Annotated in this window: 17 protein-coding genes; 11 read left to right on the top strand and 6 right to left on the bottom strand. The window is 53.1% G+C overall.

The features are described 5' to 3' along the window. Window positions 1-170: 170 nt before the first annotated feature. Genes JXQ85_RS09325 through JXQ85_RS09315 form a run of 3 tightly spaced genes read left to right on the top strand, consistent with a single transcriptional unit; the run spans window position 171 to window position 3,429 of the window. Complete coding sequence (locus JXQ85_RS09325; protein ID WP_421748626.1) at window positions 171-1,364, top strand: LptF/LptG family permease; 1,194 nt, start codon at window positions 171-173, stop codon at window positions 1,362-1,364. After that, window positions 1,361-2,590 carry an LptF/LptG family permease gene (locus JXQ85_RS09320; RefSeq protein ID WP_421748625.1) on the top strand — a complete coding sequence of 410 codons (1,230 nt, stop codon included), beginning with the start codon at window positions 1,361-1,363 and terminating at the stop codon, window positions 2,588-2,590. Before JXQ85_RS09325 ends, JXQ85_RS09320 begins: the two co-directional genes overlap by 4 nt. Then, window positions 2,587-3,429 (top strand): SDR family NAD(P)-dependent oxidoreductase, encoded by an 843-nt coding sequence (locus JXQ85_RS09315; protein ID WP_421748624.1) that lies wholly within the window; start codon window positions 2,587-2,589, stop codon window positions 3,427-3,429. Before JXQ85_RS09320 ends, JXQ85_RS09315 begins: the two co-directional genes overlap by 4 nt. Here the strand turns inward: JXQ85_RS09315 and JXQ85_RS09310 are convergent. After that, window positions 3,411-3,998, bottom strand: a complete 588-nt coding sequence (locus JXQ85_RS09310; protein WP_421748623.1) for a DUF4833 domain-containing protein — start codon at window positions 3,996-3,998, stop codon at window positions 3,411-3,413. The two genes, JXQ85_RS09315 and JXQ85_RS09310, sit on opposite strands and share 19 nt — an antisense overlap. Before the next feature lie 35 nt (window positions 3,999-4,033). Here JXQ85_RS09310 and JXQ85_RS09305 point away from each other — a divergent pair, with 35 nt between their 5' ends. The 5 genes from JXQ85_RS09305 to JXQ85_RS09285 all read left to right on the top strand — a co-directional run bounded on the left by JXQ85_RS09305 (window position 4,034) and on the right by JXQ85_RS09285 (window position 11,292). Further along, on the top strand, window positions 4,034-5,203 hold the full coding sequence (locus tag JXQ85_RS09305) for a glycosyltransferase family 4 protein (protein WP_421748622.1): 1,170 nt from the start codon (window positions 4,034-4,036) through the stop codon (window positions 5,201-5,203). Window positions 5,204-5,220: 17 nt separating this feature from the next. After that, a complete protein-coding gene (locus tag JXQ85_RS09300; protein WP_421748621.1) occupies window positions 5,221-6,444 on the top strand; it encodes a glycosyltransferase family 4 protein in 1,224 nt (407 codons plus the stop codon). 97 nt (window positions 6,445-6,541) lie between these two features. Beyond that, a complete protein-coding gene (locus JXQ85_RS09295) occupies window positions 6,542-8,269 on the top strand; it encodes an ABC transporter ATP-binding protein (RefSeq protein WP_421748620.1) in 1,728 nt (575 codons plus the stop codon). Continuing rightward, the gene (locus JXQ85_RS09290) at window positions 8,266-9,891 is read left to right on the top strand and encodes a glycosyltransferase (protein ID WP_421748619.1); all 1,626 of its coding nucleotides are present in this window, start codon (window positions 8,266-8,268) and stop codon (window positions 9,889-9,891) included. The genes JXQ85_RS09295 and JXQ85_RS09290 overlap by 4 nt, the downstream gene beginning before the upstream one ends. A gap of 129 nt (window positions 9,892-10,020) precedes the next feature. Continuing rightward, the gene (locus tag JXQ85_RS09285) at window positions 10,021-11,292 is read left to right on the top strand and encodes an aminotransferase class I/II-fold pyridoxal phosphate-dependent enzyme (RefSeq protein ID WP_421748618.1); all 1,272 of its coding nucleotides are present in this window, start codon (window positions 10,021-10,023) and stop codon (window positions 11,290-11,292) included. Between the two features lie 607 nt (window positions 11,293-11,899). Here the strand turns inward: JXQ85_RS09285 and JXQ85_RS09280 are convergent. Continuing rightward, window positions 11,900-12,328 (bottom strand): universal stress protein, encoded by a 429-nt coding sequence (locus JXQ85_RS09280; protein ID WP_421748617.1) that lies wholly within the window; start codon window positions 12,326-12,328, stop codon window positions 11,900-11,902. A gap of 56 nt (window positions 12,329-12,384) precedes the next feature. Further along, on the bottom strand, window positions 12,385-13,884 hold the full coding sequence (nhaC, locus tag JXQ85_RS09275; RefSeq protein ID WP_421748616.1) for a Na+/H+ antiporter NhaC: 1,500 nt from the start codon (window positions 13,882-13,884) through the stop codon (window positions 12,385-12,387). A 460-nt stretch (window positions 13,885-14,344) separates the two neighbouring features. Here nhaC and JXQ85_RS09270 point away from each other — a divergent pair, with 460 nt between their 5' ends. Further along, the gene (locus JXQ85_RS09270) at window positions 14,345-15,478 is read left to right on the top strand and encodes an alpha-D-ribose 1-methylphosphonate 5-triphosphate diphosphatase (protein WP_421748615.1); all 1,134 of its coding nucleotides are present in this window, start codon (window positions 14,345-14,347) and stop codon (window positions 15,476-15,478) included. 92 nt (window positions 15,479-15,570) lie between these two features. Here the strand turns inward: JXQ85_RS09270 and JXQ85_RS09265 are convergent, their stop codons facing one another. The 3 genes from JXQ85_RS09265 to JXQ85_RS09255 all read right to left on the bottom strand — a co-directional run bounded on the left by JXQ85_RS09265 (window position 15,571) and on the right by JXQ85_RS09255 (window position 17,508). After that, on the bottom strand, window positions 15,571-16,644 hold the full coding sequence (locus JXQ85_RS09265; RefSeq protein WP_421748614.1) for a 5-(carboxyamino)imidazole ribonucleotide synthase: 1,074 nt from the start codon (window positions 16,642-16,644) through the stop codon (window positions 15,571-15,573). Then, complete coding sequence (gene purE, locus JXQ85_RS09260) at window positions 16,637-17,125, bottom strand: 5-(carboxyamino)imidazole ribonucleotide mutase (RefSeq protein WP_421748613.1); 489 nt, start codon at window positions 17,123-17,125, stop codon at window positions 16,637-16,639. The genes JXQ85_RS09265 and purE overlap by 8 nt, the downstream gene beginning before the upstream one ends. Window positions 17,126-17,283: 158 nt before the next feature. Beyond that, complete coding sequence (locus JXQ85_RS09255; RefSeq protein ID WP_421748612.1) at window positions 17,284-17,508, bottom strand: YdcH family protein; 225 nt, start codon at window positions 17,506-17,508, stop codon at window positions 17,284-17,286. A gap of 159 nt (window positions 17,509-17,667) precedes the next feature. Between JXQ85_RS09255 and JXQ85_RS09250 the strand changes: the two genes are divergently transcribed. Beyond that, window positions 17,668-18,081, top strand: coding sequence for an Hsp20 family protein (locus tag JXQ85_RS09250; protein WP_421748611.1), 414 nt, complete (start codon window positions 17,668-17,670; stop codon window positions 18,079-18,081). A 4-nt stretch (window positions 18,082-18,085) separates the two neighbouring features. Beyond that, window positions 18,086-18,316, top strand: coding sequence for a DUF1150 family protein (locus tag JXQ85_RS09245; protein ID WP_421748610.1), 231 nt, complete (start codon window positions 18,086-18,088; stop codon window positions 18,314-18,316). Window positions 18,317-18,365 lie beyond the last annotated feature (49 nt).

The raw sequence follows: 18,365 nt of genomic DNA, 5'->3' as shown, positions 1-18,365 counted from the left end.
GTTTTAAAGTAGATTTCAAGCCGACGATAGAGATATAATGCGGCAATCAAAGAAGGTGGCAAGATGATGATCTTAGATGTTGGATTTAGGCCCAGCCCCAGGCCACATTTGGCAACCTATAGATTGCGAAGGGTGTTTCAGCATCGTTTGGGCCATCGGCCGTTTTGACTTTGAGTACGAACGCTTTGATCAGCCGCCGTGTATCTGGCCCTATCCTGCGCCGCTACCGTGCGATGTTTGCTTATGAAGTGTTCAGACTAACGTTTTTCGTCTTATTGGGTGCGCAAGCGATCTTTTTGACGAATGTCGTGGTCGCCGATTTGTTGCCCGAAATAATTGAACACCAGGCCGGTCTTGGAAATTTTATCGCGTTGACCGTTTTGACTGTTCCAGGGGTGCTTGTGATCGCCCTGCCACTTGCGGTCCTATTGGGCAGTTATCTGGTCATCATGAATCGGCGGGCCTTTGGGGAGTTCGCAAGTTTTGCAGGTATGGGATTCTCGTGCAAAGGTCTTCTGCAACTGAATTTCGCGATAGGATTTGGCGCTATTCTGGTTTCGCATCTGATTTCGGGCTATGCCGAGCCACTTGCCCGCTACCAGTTAGCGAAAACCCTGTTCGATATCAAAAACGATGCTGTGCGTGAGGGACGGATCGCCGCGGGTGAGTTCAATACAATCGGCGATTATGTGGTTTTCGCCGATTCCGGTCGGTTCAACAAAACTGCCCGGGGATTGTTCATTCATGAGCGTCTCGACGATGGCACCATCCGGTTTGTTACTGCCCACCACAGTCTTCGAGCGCCAGTCGAAGAACAGCTTGGCCTCGGTCTGATCTTGGGAGATGTCGCCGTTTATCAGTTTAGTTTCGATGAAGGGTTATCTCAAAGCACAGAGCCTTGCGCTGGATGCGTAGCCGAGACCGCAGAAATCACACTGTCCGAGAAAATGTTTATTCAATTCCGGGAGCCTGAGGCGGCCGAGTTGCCTGCGCGTCGAAGCCGCGTCCTAGACCAGACCAATCTGGAACTGCTCAGATCAGGGACGAATGATGCGGATGCCGCGGCAACAGTGGCCGAAAGATTTCTGCGAGATCTACTTTGCCTGGTGGCGCCATTTGTGGCGTTGTTAGCAGCGGCTCTAACAACGCCGCGGACCTACTTGTATGCGCTGCCGCTGGCCGGCGCGCTGGTTTTGTCATCACAGTTTTTAGGAACTTTTTTAGTGCAATCGCTGACTGGCGCAGGCATGTTCACCATGCTCACCGGCATTGCCGCGGTGGCGACAGCCATCGGGATTGCACTGATCGCCGTCATTATCCGACGTGAGAGCGGCCTGATCCAACCGTTGGACACAAGATTATGAATGCCAACTTATCTCGATATCAGCAGAAAAAGCGCGCTGGGCAGGCCATGAGAACCCTGTTCGGACGCGAAACCTCATATGTCGCGGGGCTCTATTTTCGCCGCGCGCTGATTTTTAGCGGCATCGTTCTAGCGATTATACTCGCGCTAGATGTGGTCGGACGTATGACGCGCGTTTTATCGCTGAATGATGACGCTGGGGGGCTCGATGGACTTTGGGTGCTCTTGCATTATGTTCTCCTACGCGCGGCGTTTGTCCTGCCGCAGCTGTTGCCGGTCGCCGCGATAATGGGCGTACTTTGGGCGGAATTCGCGCTCTCAAAATCCAATGAGCGGTCGATGATCTTCAGTAGCGGGCGCGCGCCAATTAATTCGGTGATGCCCGCATTGATTTTTGGCGTGGTTATCGGTGCGTTGCAATTTGGCGCTGTGAACATTGCACGCCCGTACTCGGCCCAAGCGCAGGCGGAGGCCGGTTACCGGAACTATGGGGTCGGGTTCAGTCGTGCAGAAACCGTGGCGTCGGAATGGTTTGCAACCGAGGGAACCGTGTTTAACGCACGCGTTGCCTTCGATCCTCGCCCGGTTTTGAAAGAGGTCGTAGTCTACCGGATTGCACCAACTGGCAGATTGGAAGCAATAATCACCGCTGATGAGGCCGCTGCGCTGCCTGCTGGTGAAGGTTGGGAATTTCAGAACGGTAAACTATGGTCCTTTTCATGGGCTGACGACGGCTGGAGTTGGCTTGAGCGTGCGGATGAATCCTTCTTTTCTTCAATTGCTGAGCAGGTGCCGCTTGACCCCGTTTGGACAGACCACATCGGCATCGATCCGCACCTTTTGCCGTTCACGCCATTAAAACAACTCGCCACGGCTGATGGTGGTATCCCGGACGCGTTATCGTTTAAGGCGGCCTATCAGCAGCGGTATGCTGATGTGTTGATTTGCATTGCGATGGCGCTGGTTGGGGCTGGCCTGGCCCTGACGATGTTCAAACCAAAGACTGCGCCAATGCGCCTGTTGGCTGTCGCGGCCATCGGTTACGGCGTTCATGTGGGAACGACGACATTGACGCTCTTTGGCGAAAGCGGGCTCGTACTCTTGTTTGTCTCGGTCTGGATTTGGCCGCTCTTCTTGTCCTTCGGTACTCTCCTGTTTCTTTATGGGTATGACCAACGCGTTCAGGATGAAATCAACAGGAACAATCATGGATCCCGAGCCGGATGAAACGCGCAACACCAATAACTGATCCTAAACATATAGTGATCACTGGCGCGACAAGCGGGCTCGGACGAGCCTTGGCGATTGGTTATGCGCGTCCTGGTAGAATGCTCTCGCTTGCGGGCCGTAATACCGCGCGGCTGGAAGAGGTAGCCATAGCTTGCCAGAGCGCTGGCGCGGAAGTGCATACTGTTACTCTCGATGTGACCGATGCGGCCGCGATGGAGGCTTGGCTGGCGCAGAGCGATAGTGCCCGTCCGATTGATATTCTGATTGCAAATGCCGGAGTAGGCGGCGCGGCGGCCCTTGCGCCGCCTACTGGTGAAGATGGGCCGCAGGCGCGAAATATCTTTTCGGTTAACACAGTTGGCGTGATCAACACGGTCATCCCAGTCACGCCAAGAATTGTTGCGCGCGGGCGCGGCCAAATTGTCATCATTGGGTCTATTCAAGACTCTCTTGGCGTGCCCCAATCGCCGGTCTATTGCGCTTCAAAAGCTGCGGTGCAGATTTATGGCGAAGGGTTGCGGCGTTTGCTGGCGGTTCAAGGCGTGGGGGTCACAGTCGTTCGGCCAGGCTTCATCGACACACCGATGAGCCAATCGCTTGCTATGCCGCGCCCCTTTTGCTGGTCGCCAGAACGCGCAGCGGAAAAGGTCATAAATGAAGTGCGAAAAGGGGCCGCGCAGATTACCTTCCCTTGGCCATTGCGTCTGTTCTTAGGATTGCAAAAGTTCGCTCCGGTTTGGCTCACTGACTTTGTGATTGCCAGATCAATGCGCATGGGGTGGGCACCGCCAGCTTTACCTGACCCAGATGAGGCGGATCAGCGACGCAGTCGCTGAATAATATGCTGTGCGCCAACCAGCGTGAGCCCGTGAAAATCAACGTGGATCACATCCGGTATTCCGCCAATCCCCTCGCGCCATTCAACAAATATACAGACCAGCCGCGCCTCACGGCCCGCAATCGGCATCACCGCGCGCACCTGCCCAGTGGGAGTGGGTTCCAAACGCACCTCGATATTCGGTGCAGCATTTAGATTTGCGGTGAACTTTCCTGGCTGGCCAGTAAGCGGTTTGACGTTCACACCATAGGCAATCTGACTTTCCCAAAATCTGAGCGGCCCTTTGCGTCCGCTTCCGCTAAGATACCTCCAATAGCCTTCGACCGGGTCATCCGGGTCAATCCTACCATCCGCCAGCTGGTTCGCCACATAGACGATCGTGTTGGAGTTGCCCGAGTGCTGGATGAAAAAAACTGCGCCCTTATCTTTGGGCGCAGGATACAGAGGCGCGCAAAGCGATTGCCCAAAGCCCGGCGAAGCGCACGCGACGCCAAGCATCACAAAAAGAAGCGCGACTTTGAGCTTTACTAAGGCCGTTTCGGCTCCTATCAACTTGTATCGTTTCATACTGCCACCACCGCATCCAGACGAAGAGACCCGATTTGGATTTACCTTCAACGCAACTGGAATCTAGCCATAGACCGCTGCGTCTTGCAATCTTTTCGGGGGTCTATGACTATATTGTTGATGGTGTCTCGGTAACGCTAAACCGGCTTGTGGATCAGCTGGAACGCGACGGGGTCGAGGTGCTCGTCTTTGCCCCGACAGCCAAGCAATCAGCTTTCGATCATGCCGGCACGCTCGTGTCTGTGCCCTCAATTCCTATGCCCGGGCGGCGGGAGTATCGCGCCTCGATTGGGCTCGGGCGCAGTGCAAAGAAACGCCTTGATGCGTTTCAACCGACCCTTATTCACATCGCAGCGCCTGATATTCTGGGCTGGCGAGCATTGAGTTATGCGCGTGCGCACAACCTCCCGGTGCTGGCCTCCTATCACACGCGCTATGAGACATATTTCGACTACTATGGTGCGGGCTTTGCCCTGTCGCTCGCATCCCGATATTTACGCAGCTTCTATAGCAAGGCCGACCGGCTATGTGCGCCCACTCAAGCGATGGCGGACGACATCGAGCAGGCTGGCTATGGTCGCGACATCGTGGTGTGGGGGAGAGGCGTTAATCCTGATTTGTTTAGCCCAGTCAAGCGATCAACCGAATGGCGGCAAGAGCTGGGGATTGGTTCCGACGAGATTGTGGTTTTGTTTGTCTCGCGACTGGTACGCGAAAAAAACCTGGACGTTTTGGTTGATGCCCTGAATGGATTGAAAGAGCGCGGACTGGCCTTCCGCACCGTCATTGTCGGCGATGGCCCCGAAAGCACATCCCTTAAAGCGCGGCTTCCGGAAGCAATCTTTACTGGCTTTCTCGGGGGTGAGGATTTGGCCTGCGCCTATGCGTCATCCGATATTTTCTTTTTCGCAAGCCTCACCGAGACATTCGGCAATGTCACGCTGGAGGCTATGGCTTCGGCATTGCCTGCAGTCTGCGCTGATGCCACTGGCAGCCGATCGCTAGTGGAACCAGGTGTTACCGGGTTTCTCGAACCCGCTGACAATGTCGACGCAATGATCGGTCGGCTATCGGAACTGGTGCAGCATTCAGACCTGCGACGGAAAATGGGGGAGGCGGCTCTCGCCCGAAGTGCGGCCTTCACTCAAGCCGCCGCGTATCGTCAGGTGCGCAATGTCTATGCAAGCCTGTTAGAAACGCACTGATAGGTCAGAGGAACGTGATGGAACGCAACGCGCCGAAAGTTTTGTTTGTCACGCATAAATACCCGCCAAGCCTTGGTGGCATGCAGCAACAAAGTTATGCGTTGACCCGCAACTATCAAGACATCGGCGACGCAAGTGTGATCGCCTATAACAGCCGCTATCCGGTCTGGCTGTTCTTTTTGATCGTCATCCCTTGGGTCGCGCTACGTCTTTTGAAAGATCGCGATATCGACATTATCCACGGGAATGATGGTCTGATGGGCATTTTTCTCACGCCATTTTTGATCTCGCGCCGGAAAATTTTTTTGACCGTTCACGGGCTGGACGTCTATCTGGGAATGCGCCCGTTTCAGTGGTGGGTGCGCACGTTTCTAAAGCGTTTTGAAGGTGTGATCGCAGTTAGTGCAGAAACAGCCGAGGGCTGTATTGAACGCGGAGTTCCTAAAGAAAAGGCGAGCGTTGTGTTGAACGCCTGCGACACGAACTGGACCGATGATAAAGATCCTGAATTCGCAAAATGGCTTAAAGATCAGCATGGCATAGACTTGGGCAATCAGGTTATTCTTTTATCCGTCGGCAGACCGGTTCCGCGTAAAGGGTTTTCGTGGTTTGCAGAGAAGGTGCTGCCAGACCTCCCCGACGGCGTCATTTACGCCGTTGTCGGCCCCGTGTCAGGCGCTGGTCCTACCTTGCGTTTTCTGCGTAAATTTTTGCCTGATACTCTGTTTCAGGGCATTTGCCATGCCCTCGGTGCCGAGACCGATTACATCAAACTGGAAGACATTTCGAAACGATCGGAGTTGAAGGGTCGGATCGTCCTTATGGGCCCATTGTCCCGCGCGCGGCTGAACCAAATTTATCTACACAGCCAGTTTTTCGTCATGCCCAATCTGAAGGTTGAAGGAGACTTTGAGGGTTTCGGATTGGTAATTCAAGAGGCAACGTACAATGGCGCGCTGTGCCTTGCGGCGGATGCCGATGGGATCCCTTCCGCGATCCGTGATGGCGAAACAGGTATCCTTTTGCCAAGCGGAAACGCCGCAGCTTGGGCCGCTCGGATCAATGCTCTGTTCGCCGATCCAAAAGAACGCGACAGTTTTGCCCGTCGCTGCCAATCCGCATTGCGCAAGGACATGACCACATGGGCCGATGTGGCTCTGGCCTATCATCAGCTCTTTGTTAAATCTTTGACGCGCGAGGCCCAAGCGTCGGACAGATTGCCAAAGTCTGAACGGCAATAAACTCCAAAGGGCTGCCCGGTGTTTGCACTGGCAAAATCCGGCTTTGTAGGGCAAGTTCACGCGGAAGAACTGCAATAAGACGGATTGCAAGGAAACGATGGGCAGCGCATTCAAGATCTTCTTCCACGCCGAGGGCTCGAAACCGTTTCTTGTGCTTATGGCCCTGGTTCTGGCGAGCGCGCTAGAGATCATTGGCATCGGCGCGTTGTTACCGCTGTTTTCAACCACGATTGAAGGGGAACAATCCAGACTGGCCCAGATCGCACTAGGCGCCCTTTCAACTGTGGGGTTGGAGTCGGGAAATCGCGAGCTCATTGTGTTTCTCGTTATCCTGTTTATCGCCAAATACGGCCTGTCTTATCTTGCGCTGAACATTACAAGTTTTGCCGAAATTGATGTTTCTGCGCGCCTTCGCACAAAACTTTTAACGCTCCTTTTCAGCGCGAATTGGCGATTTCTTGTGCGGCGCAAAGCCGGGCAGCTCACCAATGAAATTGTTAATAATACAAGCCGGGCTGTCGTGGCCTACCGCCAGTCGGCGCGTTTGTTCAGCTACTCTATACAAGCATTTTTTTACCTTGCCGCTGCTGTACTGGTCTCACTTGGGTTGACCATAATCGGCATTGTCGTCGGCTTCGGGTTCTATCTGTGTTTTGGCTTTCTGGTGAAACGCACACGCATTTTAGGCAAACGCCAGACCGAGAGCTTTTCGGCCCTTTCGACTTCTCTTTCGGACACATTGACCAATATAAAGCCGATTGTCGCCATGGAACGCCAGGCACATATTGAGGCGCACATTCAAGAACAAAACCGGCAGATACGGGCCTCTGGCCGACGCATATCCATATTAGGGAACACCGTTTATACGATCAGCGATGCGTTTCTCGTCGGCACGCTTTTGATCGGGATCTATATTGCGAATGTTTGGCTGGAAATTCCGTTTTCGGAATTGGCCATTATGGGCATTCTTTCCATACGGGCCATCGAAACGCTAAAGCAGAGCCAGCGTTGCCTACAGCAGGTCGCTGGTGCCGAGGCTGCCTATTGGAGCGCGCAGAAACAGGTTGAGCAATTAGAAGCCATGCAAGAAAAACGTTCGGGGCACAAAGTGCCACGCATCGAACGAGATTGTACCTTCGAAGCGGTTTCCTTTGGATTTGATGGCACACTGATCATCAAAAACGCGAACTTTAAGGTCGCCGCCAATGAAATCACTGTGTTGATCGGTCCATCTGGGGCGGGCAAATCGACCCTGATCGACCTGTTGCTTGGGCTCTATCAACCGGATGCGGGGCGGGTTCTATTTGACGATATCCCGCTGACAGAGATCAACCTTGGCCGTTTGCGCCAAATGATCGGGTATGTCCCGCAAGAAACAACGCTTTTACACGGCACATTGCGCGAGAATATCACGCTGGGCGACCCTGATATCACCGATGCACAGATTAGAAAGGCGCTGCACTTGGCGGGCGCTGATACTTTCGTAGATGGCCTGCCCCATGGGCTTGAGACAAATGCCGGCGAAATGGGAACACGGTTCTCAGGTGGCGAGCGGCAGCGTCTTGCGTTGGCGCGCGCGCTTGTCACTGAACCTAAGATGCTCCTCCTTGATGAGGTTACCAGCGCACTCGATCCGGAAACTGAAATGGCGATATGTGCAAACATCAAAGACCTAAGCGGTATGCTGACAATTTTGGCCGTTACCCATCGTCCGGCATGGACGTCGATCGCCGACAGCATTTTGCGGGTTGAAAATGGGTTGGTCGAACCGGCTACGGCCAGCGCGTTTACTGCAACAGAGACCAAGGAGCCTATAGGTTTATGAGTAGTCATAAAAAAAGCTGCGATGTCATCATGTTGGCAACGCCAGAAATTGATCATTACGCGCAGCATTCAAGCGCTCTTTGGGCGGCCTATTGCGATCGCAAGGGATACAATTATTTTCGATATTCAGAGCGGCTCATTCCGGACATGCATGTCAATTGGAGCAAAATTGAAATGGTGCGCCAGCATTTGGCAAAAAGCACCGCCGAGATCGTGACGCTCGTGGATGCCGACACCTATGTCTGCAATCCGGATCTTTCGATCAATGCCATAATGAAGCGGTTTTCCTCGAACGCGATGGTGTTTTCGCCCGATACAACTCGCAATGGTCCAATCGAATTGCCGCTTAATAAAGAGGCAGCTGTTGAGTACCGAACAAAGCGACTGCCGAATGCTGGCTTTATTGCCATGCATAATTCGGAATTTGTTCGGCAGTTTTTTGATGATTGGCTGGATTTGGCACGGAATGAGCTCAGCCACCTCGCTGATATTCACCCGCGCAATCAAAATGTGCTTTGGAAGGGACTGTTTTTTAAACACCGAGACCAAATCGGTCTTTTGGGTGGAGAGGTCAGGCGACTTCAAACGGAAAAACAACTCGCGAAAGCCATGCGTGAGGGCTGCGATGTAGCCCATGTACGTTATCAGATTTCACCGGAAGGCGTTGCCAAATTGGCGCGTAAAATCGAAGAAGCGCCTGCGCCCAATACCCAGGATTGCCCCCAATTAAGTCTGTCCAGACGATGCCGGGTTGACGCATTCGCGACTGATCTGCGCGAACATATCGCCTATGGCCCAGCTTTGCTCAAATGGCATGTCCGCAAAGGCTTAGCGCGCGTCTTACGTAGGCCGGTGCGCCGAGCAGAGAGTGTTGTTGTCAGCCTGACCAGCTTCACCCCGCGTTTCCAGAAACTGCATACTTGTATCAAGAGTCTCTTGTCCCAAAGCATGCAGCCAGATTCCCTTGTTCTTTATCTGCCGCGTGAAATGAGCAGCGAGGTCCCACCCAAATTGCAATCACTGGTCGGAGATCGGTTTCAGATCCGCTTTGTGGATACGAATGTCAGATCACTGAACAAAATTTACCACGCGCTCCAAGATTTTCCCGAGAAAACAATCGTGACATGTGACGATGACAAGATTTACCCAAGAAATTGGTTAGAAGGGTTGGTGAAGAAAGCTGAATCTCATCCGAAGTGCATCATCTGCAATCGATCGCGCGAGATTGTGTTAACACCTGAAAATCAGGTGGCGCGTTACGTCGAATGGCCTGAAACCTCAGTTACTAGGCCCTCGCCGGCACTGTTGCCGATGGGGGTCGGCGGAGTTTTATATCCCCCTAGCGCCCTGCATCCCGACGTGACGAATGCTGATCTGTTCCGCGAAATCTGCGAAACCAGCGATGATCTTTGGCTGAAAGTTATGTCGTTGCGGATGGGGACGAAGTGCGTCCAAGTGACAGAAATACCAGATAAATATGCGTCCATCCCGTACTGGAATGGCGAGAAACTTTCGCAACAGAATATTTCGGAGGGAGGTAACGATACGAACCTACGAAACCTGATCATGCATTTCAACTTGGATATGGCAAAGATGCTGAACGCTCATTCAACATACGAATAAAGCCGAGGAGGTTTTTCGGGCTCGGAAGCATGCATTCCCAGGCACAATCGAAAGCACGGGGCTTTCCATAGCGCGCGCTTTACGTAAGAATGAACAGAACGACAAATTCCCTGAGGCTAAGCATTCTTGATGCCCAACGAAAACTTCCACGCCCAATGGCGTAATAAATCTGCGTCTGACTTCAAGAAATTGGTAGAGGGCGCACGCTTGGAAGGCCTTTTGGACACTGCACGGAAGTTACGGCGTCTTGATCAACAGGCCGACCTTTTTGCTGGCTTCGAGGAACTTCCATTGGGTATGGTGCTCGATGCCACGCCTGATCCAACCATTTTGAAACATGCAGGGCGTGAGGTCATCAATTTCGGTACGAACAACTATCTGGGCACAAGTCATCAACCCGACGTCGTCGCTGCCGCAAAGCAAGCGATTGACATCTATGGAACCGGGGCAACCGCGTCACGGCTGGCGGGGGGCACACAATCGCTAAGTCTGAAAGTCGAGCAGCAGATCAGCGACCTATATCAACGCCCGTGCAGTATGATTTTCAGCACAGGGTTTGGGGCAAATGCCTCGCTCCTCGGAGGTATGGGCGAACAATTCCAGCGCATATTCGTTGATGAAGAATGTCATGCGAGCCTCTACGAGGGTGTGCGCCTGAGCGGCACGCAAATGACCCGATTTAGGCACAATGATGTGGGCCATCTGATGTCGCGCTTTGAAAGATATGCGAATGAAGAAGGCAATTGGCTCGTCGTGGTTGATGGTTTGTATTCCATGTCTGGCACGGTCGCGCCGCTGAAGGATATTTTGGCTCTTCGCGGCATCCGCCCGTTCACTATGATGGTCGATGAAGCTCATTCTTTCGGCACCATTGGTTGCAAAGGCCTGGGTGTCGCCGAGGATTGCGGTGTGTTATCCGAGGTCGATATTATCACGGGCACATTCAGCAAGGCACTTGGTTCAATTGGTGGCTTTGCAACATTCAAGTCTGCCGAGTTCGACCTTTTGCGCTTCCTGAGTGTGAGCTATGTGTTCAGCGCCGCTTTACCACCAGCAACGCTTGCTGCGGTGTCAAAGGGTCTCGATGTTTCCATCGCGCAAGGCGATGAACTGCGAAAAGACCTACGGGCGCGATGTGACCAGGTCCGACAAAGAATGCTGAATATCTACGGCAAGCATGACTTCATGCCAGGCCCGGTATTTTCGGTTTCGGTCGGTGGGCCGGAGCAAACCGTCGCGATCTGGCATCACCTCATCGAGGCGGGGTTCTATACCAATCTCATCTTACCGCCCGCCAGCCCTGGCAACGCGGCGATGCTGCGTTTGGGTATCAGTGCTAAACACAAACAGACGCAAATTGAAAATTTGCTGAACGCGCTTGAGGCGGTCTGCAGCCGCTAAAGGTCAGTCTAGGCGCGAGGTTCAGTTTCGCCGCAATCGAGACTGTAGAAAGATTGATGGATATCCGCGCGCATTGCCCGGAAAGACTTGGCGTTCATCGAAACATCTCGCAGATCAAGACAACCTGACACTCTATACCCGCTTGAACGACTTTGGGACAGATCGCCCGGTGAAGTGGGTAAATTCATGACGCTATCATGCTTTTCTAGAAATAGGGCCGCACTCACATTGTTCGCGTGGTCCCGAACAATGTGACGCCGCGCCGCGACAATAAGAGAGGCTCGATAGCGAGCGATGGTATGTATTAACGGGGCTCATTCCAGCTATTCGCCTCGAGGTTCACGAATGGCAGCCTTGTGCCTTTCGAATGCAGCGGGGCGCAATCGTAGAGAGCGGCAGCTCTCTGCCCGTGCTCTACAAAAAAGAGCTAGGGCACGTCGTCCCCACGCGCCTGGAACGTAATTGGACAAGGCTGTGTCCTTGCCTGAAGTCGGTGTTTCCTGAGGCCACCGACACCTTTCTCTTTTATAAATTCAGAAGTCACCATCGGTAAACGTGCCCCGATATCAATACCAAGACGAATAGTGAGGGGTTTCATGGGGGTCTCCTAAGCGTTACGTACGACCATGACAGAGCAGTGCGCATGGCGTACAACGCGTGCCGCCGTCATACCGAGCATGTATTCGGCCATATCCAATTTGTGGGCGGCCATGATGATTAGATCGACGTTAAGATCCCTGGCGGCGTCGACAACTTTTGAATAGGATCGCCCGCTCGTGACTTTGATGTCTTCAATCAGATCGTCAGGGACACGTCTGGATGCGACATCGCGAAGTTTTTGCTTAGCGGTTTTGGCATATTGGTCTTTTACGTCATCAAAACGGTCGACCATGGAGCTGTCAAAATCTATGTCAACGACGTTAAGAAGGATCAATTTGCCGTTTGTCGCCTGAGCGAATTTCACGGCCTCTTCCAGTAAATATGCACCATCGGCTTCTTGATGGAGATCCACCGGTATGAGAATGCGCTTTGTCATGTTTCGTAATCCTTTAATGATGGTCGAGGCCATTTGGCCTCGACCCATTTCATTTATTAAAGCTTCAACGCGCTTGGCTCGACTTGGCTACCTGGCACCATGACGCCGTCGATTAGTACGGTCTCGTCGCGGTCCTGCCATTCGGCCACGTCTTCTTCAGTGGCTTTTGGAATGAACAACCCTGTGATCGCGTAGGTAATGTCGATCAGCAAAGAAGCCCAACAAGCAATGGCCCAAGGCAGATAGGTAAGCGTTGCGACGCCAAGCGTGCTCGCAACAAACACACCACCGGCACTCCATGGAATGAGAGGTGCGGTCAATGTTCCGGCGTCTTCCATAGTACGTGACAGGGCAGTTGTGTGGATACCTTTGCCGCGGAACGCTGGAGCAAACATACGCCCTGGAAGTGCCATGGCGAGGAACACGTCACCGGTCGCAATATGGATACCAAATACAGACGCCAGTGACGAAAGTAGCAGGCGCGCTTGTGTTCTGGCAAACTTCAGGATCGAGTCCAGAATTGTCTCCAGACAACGGGTCGCTTCCAGAAGCCCACCAAAAGCAAGTGCGATCAGGATTAGCGTTACTGTCCAGTTCATCGACATGATGCCGCCTTTGGATAGAAGGCTGTCAACTTCAGAAATACCTGTTTCGGATTTGTAACCGTTCAGGATTGTGTTGAAGATCTCATGGACGCCTGCACCTTGAATGAAAATGGCGCACAAAGCCCCGACGATTACACCAGAGAACAGCCCCGGCAAAGCAGGCATTTTTTTGATCGCAAGGAATGTAACAACAACGGCTGGTAGCAGTACCAAAGCGTTCAGATTAAACTCGGACTGAAGCGTGTTGACCGTCAGGTCCAGTTTCGCCTGATCAATGTTGCCGTCAGCAAAGCTTATGCCAAAGTAAAGGTAAGCGGCAAGCGCCAGAAGCATGGCAGGGATAGTGACAGGCATCATGTTGCGGATGTGAGTGAACAGATTTGACCCAACAACCGCCGGCGAGAAGTTAGTCGTATCCGAAAGTGGTGACATTTTGTCCCCGAAGAATGCACCGGAGACGACTGCACCTGCTGTCATGTTCATTGGAACACCAAGACCTTCACCAATACCGATCAGGGCAAGACCCATCGTACCAGTTGTGCCCCAGCTTGTCCCCGTTGCCACCGAAACTATCGAACAAATGATACAGGCCGCGAATAGGAAGTAGCCGGGATCAAGAATCAGTAGCCCATAATAAATCATGACAGGCACGGTCCCCGCTTGGATCCAAGCGCCGATAATCATCCCGATGGTATAAAGAATGAAAATGGCTGGTAGAGCTACGTGGATCACATTGAACATGCCATCCTGCATATCTTTCCAGCGGTACCCTCGACGCCAACCAAAGGCTGCGGTTAGTAGAACGCCGATAATCAACGGCACGTGGGGAGATACATCCCCAAAGTAGAAGACTTGAACCGCTACAAGAGCGATCGTCAGCAGCAAAGGTACCAGCGCAAACAACAGCGTCGGTTTCTCAATCTGCCGAACATTTTCGGTTCGATTTGACATTTGGACTCCTCCCAGATTCTGCGAGCGACCAAAAAAAATTTTATCAATCGCCCCATGAGCGGTGAAACTGAGGGACTTCTGACAACCAATCAAATTGTTTGTTTTTCTATGGGTGATAAAAAATATCTATCGTTGAGCTGCAAGTGCTTCGAAGGCCTATCTTTTGACCGGAGTACATATACATGCCTTCGGTCTGCCTAAAGCGGGTCGCACTACGAAGCAAAAATACGGATGCTGCTGCCTTACTGAACTTGCCTTTAGACTTTGAATGACCGCTTTCAGAGATCGGACTAATTGCTTTCCCAGATGCAGCGAATGACCGTATTCCGCCCATTGAGCCGACCACTAGCTGATCTTCCATCCACTTTTCAAAGCAAGGCTTCGTGATTGGCTTTGCCTTGCTTGGGTTTTGCTCTATCTGATCGTGACCTGCACGAAAGGCAGCTTGTGAGGTCACAAAATGCAATTGAAATTGGAAAATGCCGAGGTTCTGCGCGCCACTGGTTTGGTGCAGGAAACAGTTTGCATCAATGAATCACACCTCTGCGCTGATTTGGATTCTCGCTGTGTGGACCTCTCTGGATATTGGGTCCTGCCAGCGATGGTGGATATCCATGGTGACGGATTTGAACGTCATTTGGCTCCGCGGCGGGGCGCGTTGAGAGATCTTGGGCAGGGGCTGATGTCTGCGGATGCAGAGCTTGCGGCAAATGGAATCGCGACCGCAACCTTGGCCCAGTTTTATAGCTGGGAAGGTGGCATGCGTGGGCCCGATTTCGCCAAACGGTTTTTGAAGGCGCATGGCTCCAGCGAGATGTTGACAGATACGCGTGTGCAACTGCGGTTTGAAACGCATTTGCTTGAAGATTACCAAGCCTTCGAGAGCCTCGTTCAAGGCCACGACGTGCCATATGTGGTCTTTAACGATCACCTGCCACATGACGCGTTGAACAAAGGCAAGCGCCCGCCACGTCACACCGGGCAAGCGCTTAAAAGTGGCCGCAGCCCTGAGGTGCATCTAGAGTTGTTAAAGGCCTTGCATGCGCAGTCCGATTTGGTGCCAGAAGCGCTGCAGGCGCTTGCAAAACGCCTTTTGGCGAGGGGACTTAAACTGGGCAGCCATGATGACGCGAATCCAGATGTGCGCGCGACATTTCAGGACATGGGTGTTTCTATTTCTGAATTCCCAGAGACGTTTGAAACCGCGCAATCTGCAAAGCATTCTGGCGGGAAGGTTATTTTGGGCGCGCCAAACGTTGTGCGTGGTGGATCGCATTCTGGTAAGGTTTCAGCTGCAGATGTGATCGCGGCCGGTCATTGCGATGCGTTAGCATCTGACTACCACTATCCTGCAATGAAGCAGGCGGTGTTTCGTCTCATCGATGATTGCATTGTCCCATTGGAAGTCGCTTGGGCATTGGTTTCTGAAGGGCCAGCAGAAATGCTCGGCTTGACTGATCGTGGGCGATTGGACGTTGGGAAACGGGCTGACCTGATTGTACTCAATCCAAAAACACGCCGGATCGAGGCCACGATGGTTGCGGGGCAGTTTTCCCATTTGACCGGCGGCGTGGCGCAGCGATTGCTGGCCTAGTCATCGGGGCTAAGACTCGAGACTATCGTTTCAAGGCGGCGGGGCAGGGGCGTGCCAAGATGGGCCGACATCGGACCCGCCGCGTTGCAGGTTTAAGCGTTTGGCGCGATCCGGTTTATGTGCCCCATCTTACGACCCGCTTTTGCTTCGGCTTTGCCGTATAGGTGAACGGCCACATGTGGCTCTTTCAAAAGCTCTGGCACGCGGTCCATATCTTCACCAATCAGGTTTTCCATCACCACATCAGAATGACGTTTGCCATCCCCAAGCGGCAGGCCAACAACAGCGCGGATATGCTGCTCGAATTGATCCACCGCGCAGCCGTTTTGGGTCCAGTGGCCAGAGTTATGCACACGTGGTGCGATCTCGTTCACAACAAGGCCTTTGGCCGTGACGAAAAGCTCGACCCCCATCACGCCGACATAATCAAGCGCGTTCAGGATCTTAGACGCGATCAACACCGCATCCATGCGTTTGCTGCCAGCCAGGTTGGCAGGTACGGTGGTTGTGCGCAGAATGCCCCCGACATGGACGTTTTCACCGGGATCAAAGCAGGCCACTTCGCCATTTGCGCCGCGCGCAGCAATGACCGAAACCTCGTGGCTGAAATTCACAAATCCTTCCAGCACAGAGGGGGAGCCAGCCATGTCGGCCAGTGCGGCTGTCGCATCTGCTTGCGAATTCAGACGTGCTTGCCCCTTGCCATCATACCCAAATCGACGGGTTTTTAGGATCGAGGGTGTGCCGATGGTTTCAAGGGCCGCATCCAGTTCTTCGGCAGTTTGCACGGCCGAAAAGGGAGCCACTTCAAGGCCGAGATCTGACAGGAATTCTTTCTCGGTGATCCGATCCTGGCTGATCCGTAAGGCCTCGCGGCCTGGACGGATCATGCGGTGTGTTTCTAGCGTATCCAAAGCCGATGTTGGAATGTTTTCAAACTCATAGGTGATCACATCGACGGATTGTGCAAAGGCGAACAGGGCCGCGTCGTCTTCATAGGCCGCTGTTGTGACTTGGTCCGCCACCTGTGCCGCAGGTGGGTTGGCACCCGGTTCAAAGATATGGCTTTTGTAGCCCAGTCGAGAGGCTGCAACCGAAAGCATGCGCCCCAGCTGACCACCGCCAAGAATACCAATGGTGCTGCCAAGAGGGAGGGGATTACTCATCGACAGGTTCATCCGCAATAGAGGCTGAAAGGGCGTTGCGCCATTCATCAAGGCGCTTTGCAAGTGCATCGTCTTGCAAGGCCAGAATACCGGCAGCCATCAGGCCGCCATTCTTGGCTCCGGCGGCACCGATGGCCATGGTGGCAACGGGAAAGCCGCGTGGCATTTGCAAGATGGAATAAAGGCTGTCGACGCCAGAAAGGGCACGGGTTTGCACAGGAATGCCAACCACCGGTACACGAGTTTTTGAAGCCATCATGCCGGGCAGGTGGGCTGCGCCACCAGCACCAGCAATAATCACTTGCAAGCCACGTTCAACGGCGGTTTTTCCATAGTCCCAGAGGCGGTCAGGTGTGCGGTGCGCAGAGACGATTTTCTTTTCATAGGCAATACCCAATTCATCCAGCACGTCCGCTGCTTCTTTCATGGTGGGCCAGTCAGATTGACTGCCCATGATGATTCCCACTTTGATGTCCGTCATATCCGCCTCTTTGAAAGCATTTCGGGTGCTGCTTGTTGATCAAGCCAAGGCCGAAATGCCCATAACTTCAGTAGGTTCCGGGCGTTGCGCAAATTGCGTCGACAGAGCGCAAAATGAGAAACGCTTTAAGGAGCGCGCACTATAGCGGGATTGCCTCTTTAGGCAATGATATCTGGGGTTAAACGGTCTTCGATATGAGCAATTTTGTCTTTCAAACGCAGTTTCTGCTTTTTCAACCGCTGGATCGTCAGTTGATCGCCGGTCCCACGCTGCACCAATGCTGAAATGGCTTCATCTAAATCACGGTGCTCTTGTTTGAAAACTTCTAGTTCCACACGCAGAACGTCATTGGTCTTCATAGACAGATCGTCTTGTGCGTTCATCTGGACCTCTGGTTTCTTATCATTAGGCTTAGGATAGCCTGTTGTTCTGAAAGAGCAAAGCCCTTGCGCTTGTGCGCATGGGTGCCCATATTGGCTTGGATCGGGTCGCCGCAATGGGGCCCAAATGTATCACGGTCGCTTTACGTAAAGGACGTGTCGATGAGCAAAATGACTTTGGGGTCACATCCCCACATGCTGGGTTTTGAGCAGCTGGAGCGCCTTTTGGAGCGCACGGCGAAGGCTGGAAACGAAGGCTATCCCCCTTTTAACATTGAACAAACATCAGATCACTCCTACCGCATTACGCTTGCGGTTGCTGGTTTTGCTGAAGAAGATCTGGCGATTACGGTCGAGGACCGTCAGCTGGTGATCCGGGGTCGCCAATCTGAGGACGGCGCGGACCGGGTGTTTTTGCACCGGGGAATCGCTGCGCGCCAGTTCCAGCGGTCTTTCGTGTTGGCCGATGGTGTTGAAGTGGGTGAGGCGATCATGGAGAACGGGCTTTTGCATGTCGACCTAACGCGCTCGCGTCCAGAGACAGTTGTTCAAACCATTCAGATTAAAAAGGGGTAAATCGATGGAAAGCAAATTCGATATCGATGCCTTGACCCACGAGCGCATGGTTTACATTCGCGAAATCAAGGCCGCAGACTTGCCTGAAGATCTTCAGGAAGAGGTTAAGGGCGCAGACCAGTTGTTTGCTGTACATGCGGCGGCAGATGGTGAGCGACTGGCTATTGTGAAAGAGCGTGGGTTGGCCTTCGCCTTGGCGCGCGAAAATGACTATGCGCCGGTGACGGTGCACTAGCCCGCCCAAATCAACGTCAAAACGGTTTGAATACAAAAAACGCGACCCG

Origin of the sequence: Cognatishimia sp., assembly GCF_049116455.1 — a bacterium.
Lineage (GTDB): Bacteria > Pseudomonadota > Alphaproteobacteria > Rhodobacterales > Rhodobacteraceae > Cognatishimia.
Note: the sequence above shows the minus strand (reverse complement) of the source record. Positions and strands in the feature narration are given on the sequence as shown.

What these genes read in the sequence shown, in the direction of transcription:
- JXQ85_RS09320 (WP_421748625.1), top strand. Translation starts at nt 1,361, where the DNA reads ATGAATGCCAACTTATCTCGATATCAGCAGAAAAAGCGCGCTGGGCAG.
- JXQ85_RS09250 (WP_421748611.1), top strand. Translation starts at nt 17,668, where the DNA reads ATGAGCAAAATGACTTTGGGGTCACATCCCCACATGCTGGGTTTTGAG.
- JXQ85_RS09255 (WP_421748612.1), bottom strand. Translation starts at nt 17,508, where the DNA reads ATGAACGCACAAGACGATCTGTCTATGAAGACCAATGACGTTCTGCGT.
- purE (WP_421748613.1), bottom strand. Translation starts at nt 17,125, where the DNA reads ATGACGGACATCAAAGTGGGAATCATCATGGGCAGTCAATCTGACTGG.
- JXQ85_RS09295 (WP_421748620.1), top strand. Translation starts at nt 6,542, where the DNA reads ATGGGCAGCGCATTCAAGATCTTCTTCCACGCCGAGGGCTCGAAACCG.
- JXQ85_RS09265 (WP_421748614.1), bottom strand. Translation starts at nt 16,644, where the DNA reads ATGAGTAATCCCCTCCCTCTTGGCAGCACCATTGGTATTCTTGGCGGT.
- JXQ85_RS09300 (WP_421748621.1), top strand. Translation starts at nt 5,221, where the DNA reads ATGGAACGCAACGCGCCGAAAGTTTTGTTTGTCACGCATAAATACCCG.
- JXQ85_RS09285 (WP_421748618.1), top strand. Translation starts at nt 10,021, where the DNA reads ATGCCCAACGAAAACTTCCACGCCCAATGGCGTAATAAATCTGCGTCT.
- nhaC (WP_421748616.1), bottom strand. Translation starts at nt 13,884, where the DNA reads ATGTCAAATCGAACCGAAAATGTTCGGCAGATTGAGAAACCGACGCTG.
- JXQ85_RS09290 (WP_421748619.1), top strand. Translation starts at nt 8,266, where the DNA reads ATGAGTAGTCATAAAAAAAGCTGCGATGTCATCATGTTGGCAACGCCA.
- JXQ85_RS09280 (WP_421748617.1), bottom strand. Translation starts at nt 12,328, where the DNA reads ATGACAAAGCGCATTCTCATACCGGTGGATCTCCATCAAGAAGCCGAT.
- JXQ85_RS09270 (WP_421748615.1), top strand. Translation starts at nt 14,345, where the DNA reads ATGCAATTGAAATTGGAAAATGCCGAGGTTCTGCGCGCCACTGGTTTG.
- JXQ85_RS09245 (WP_421748610.1), top strand. Translation starts at nt 18,086, where the DNA reads ATGGAAAGCAAATTCGATATCGATGCCTTGACCCACGAGCGCATGGTT.
- JXQ85_RS09315 (WP_421748624.1), top strand. Translation starts at nt 2,587, where the DNA reads ATGAAACGCGCAACACCAATAACTGATCCTAAACATATAGTGATCACT.
- JXQ85_RS09310 (WP_421748623.1), bottom strand. Translation starts at nt 3,998, where the DNA reads ATGAAACGATACAAGTTGATAGGAGCCGAAACGGCCTTAGTAAAGCTC.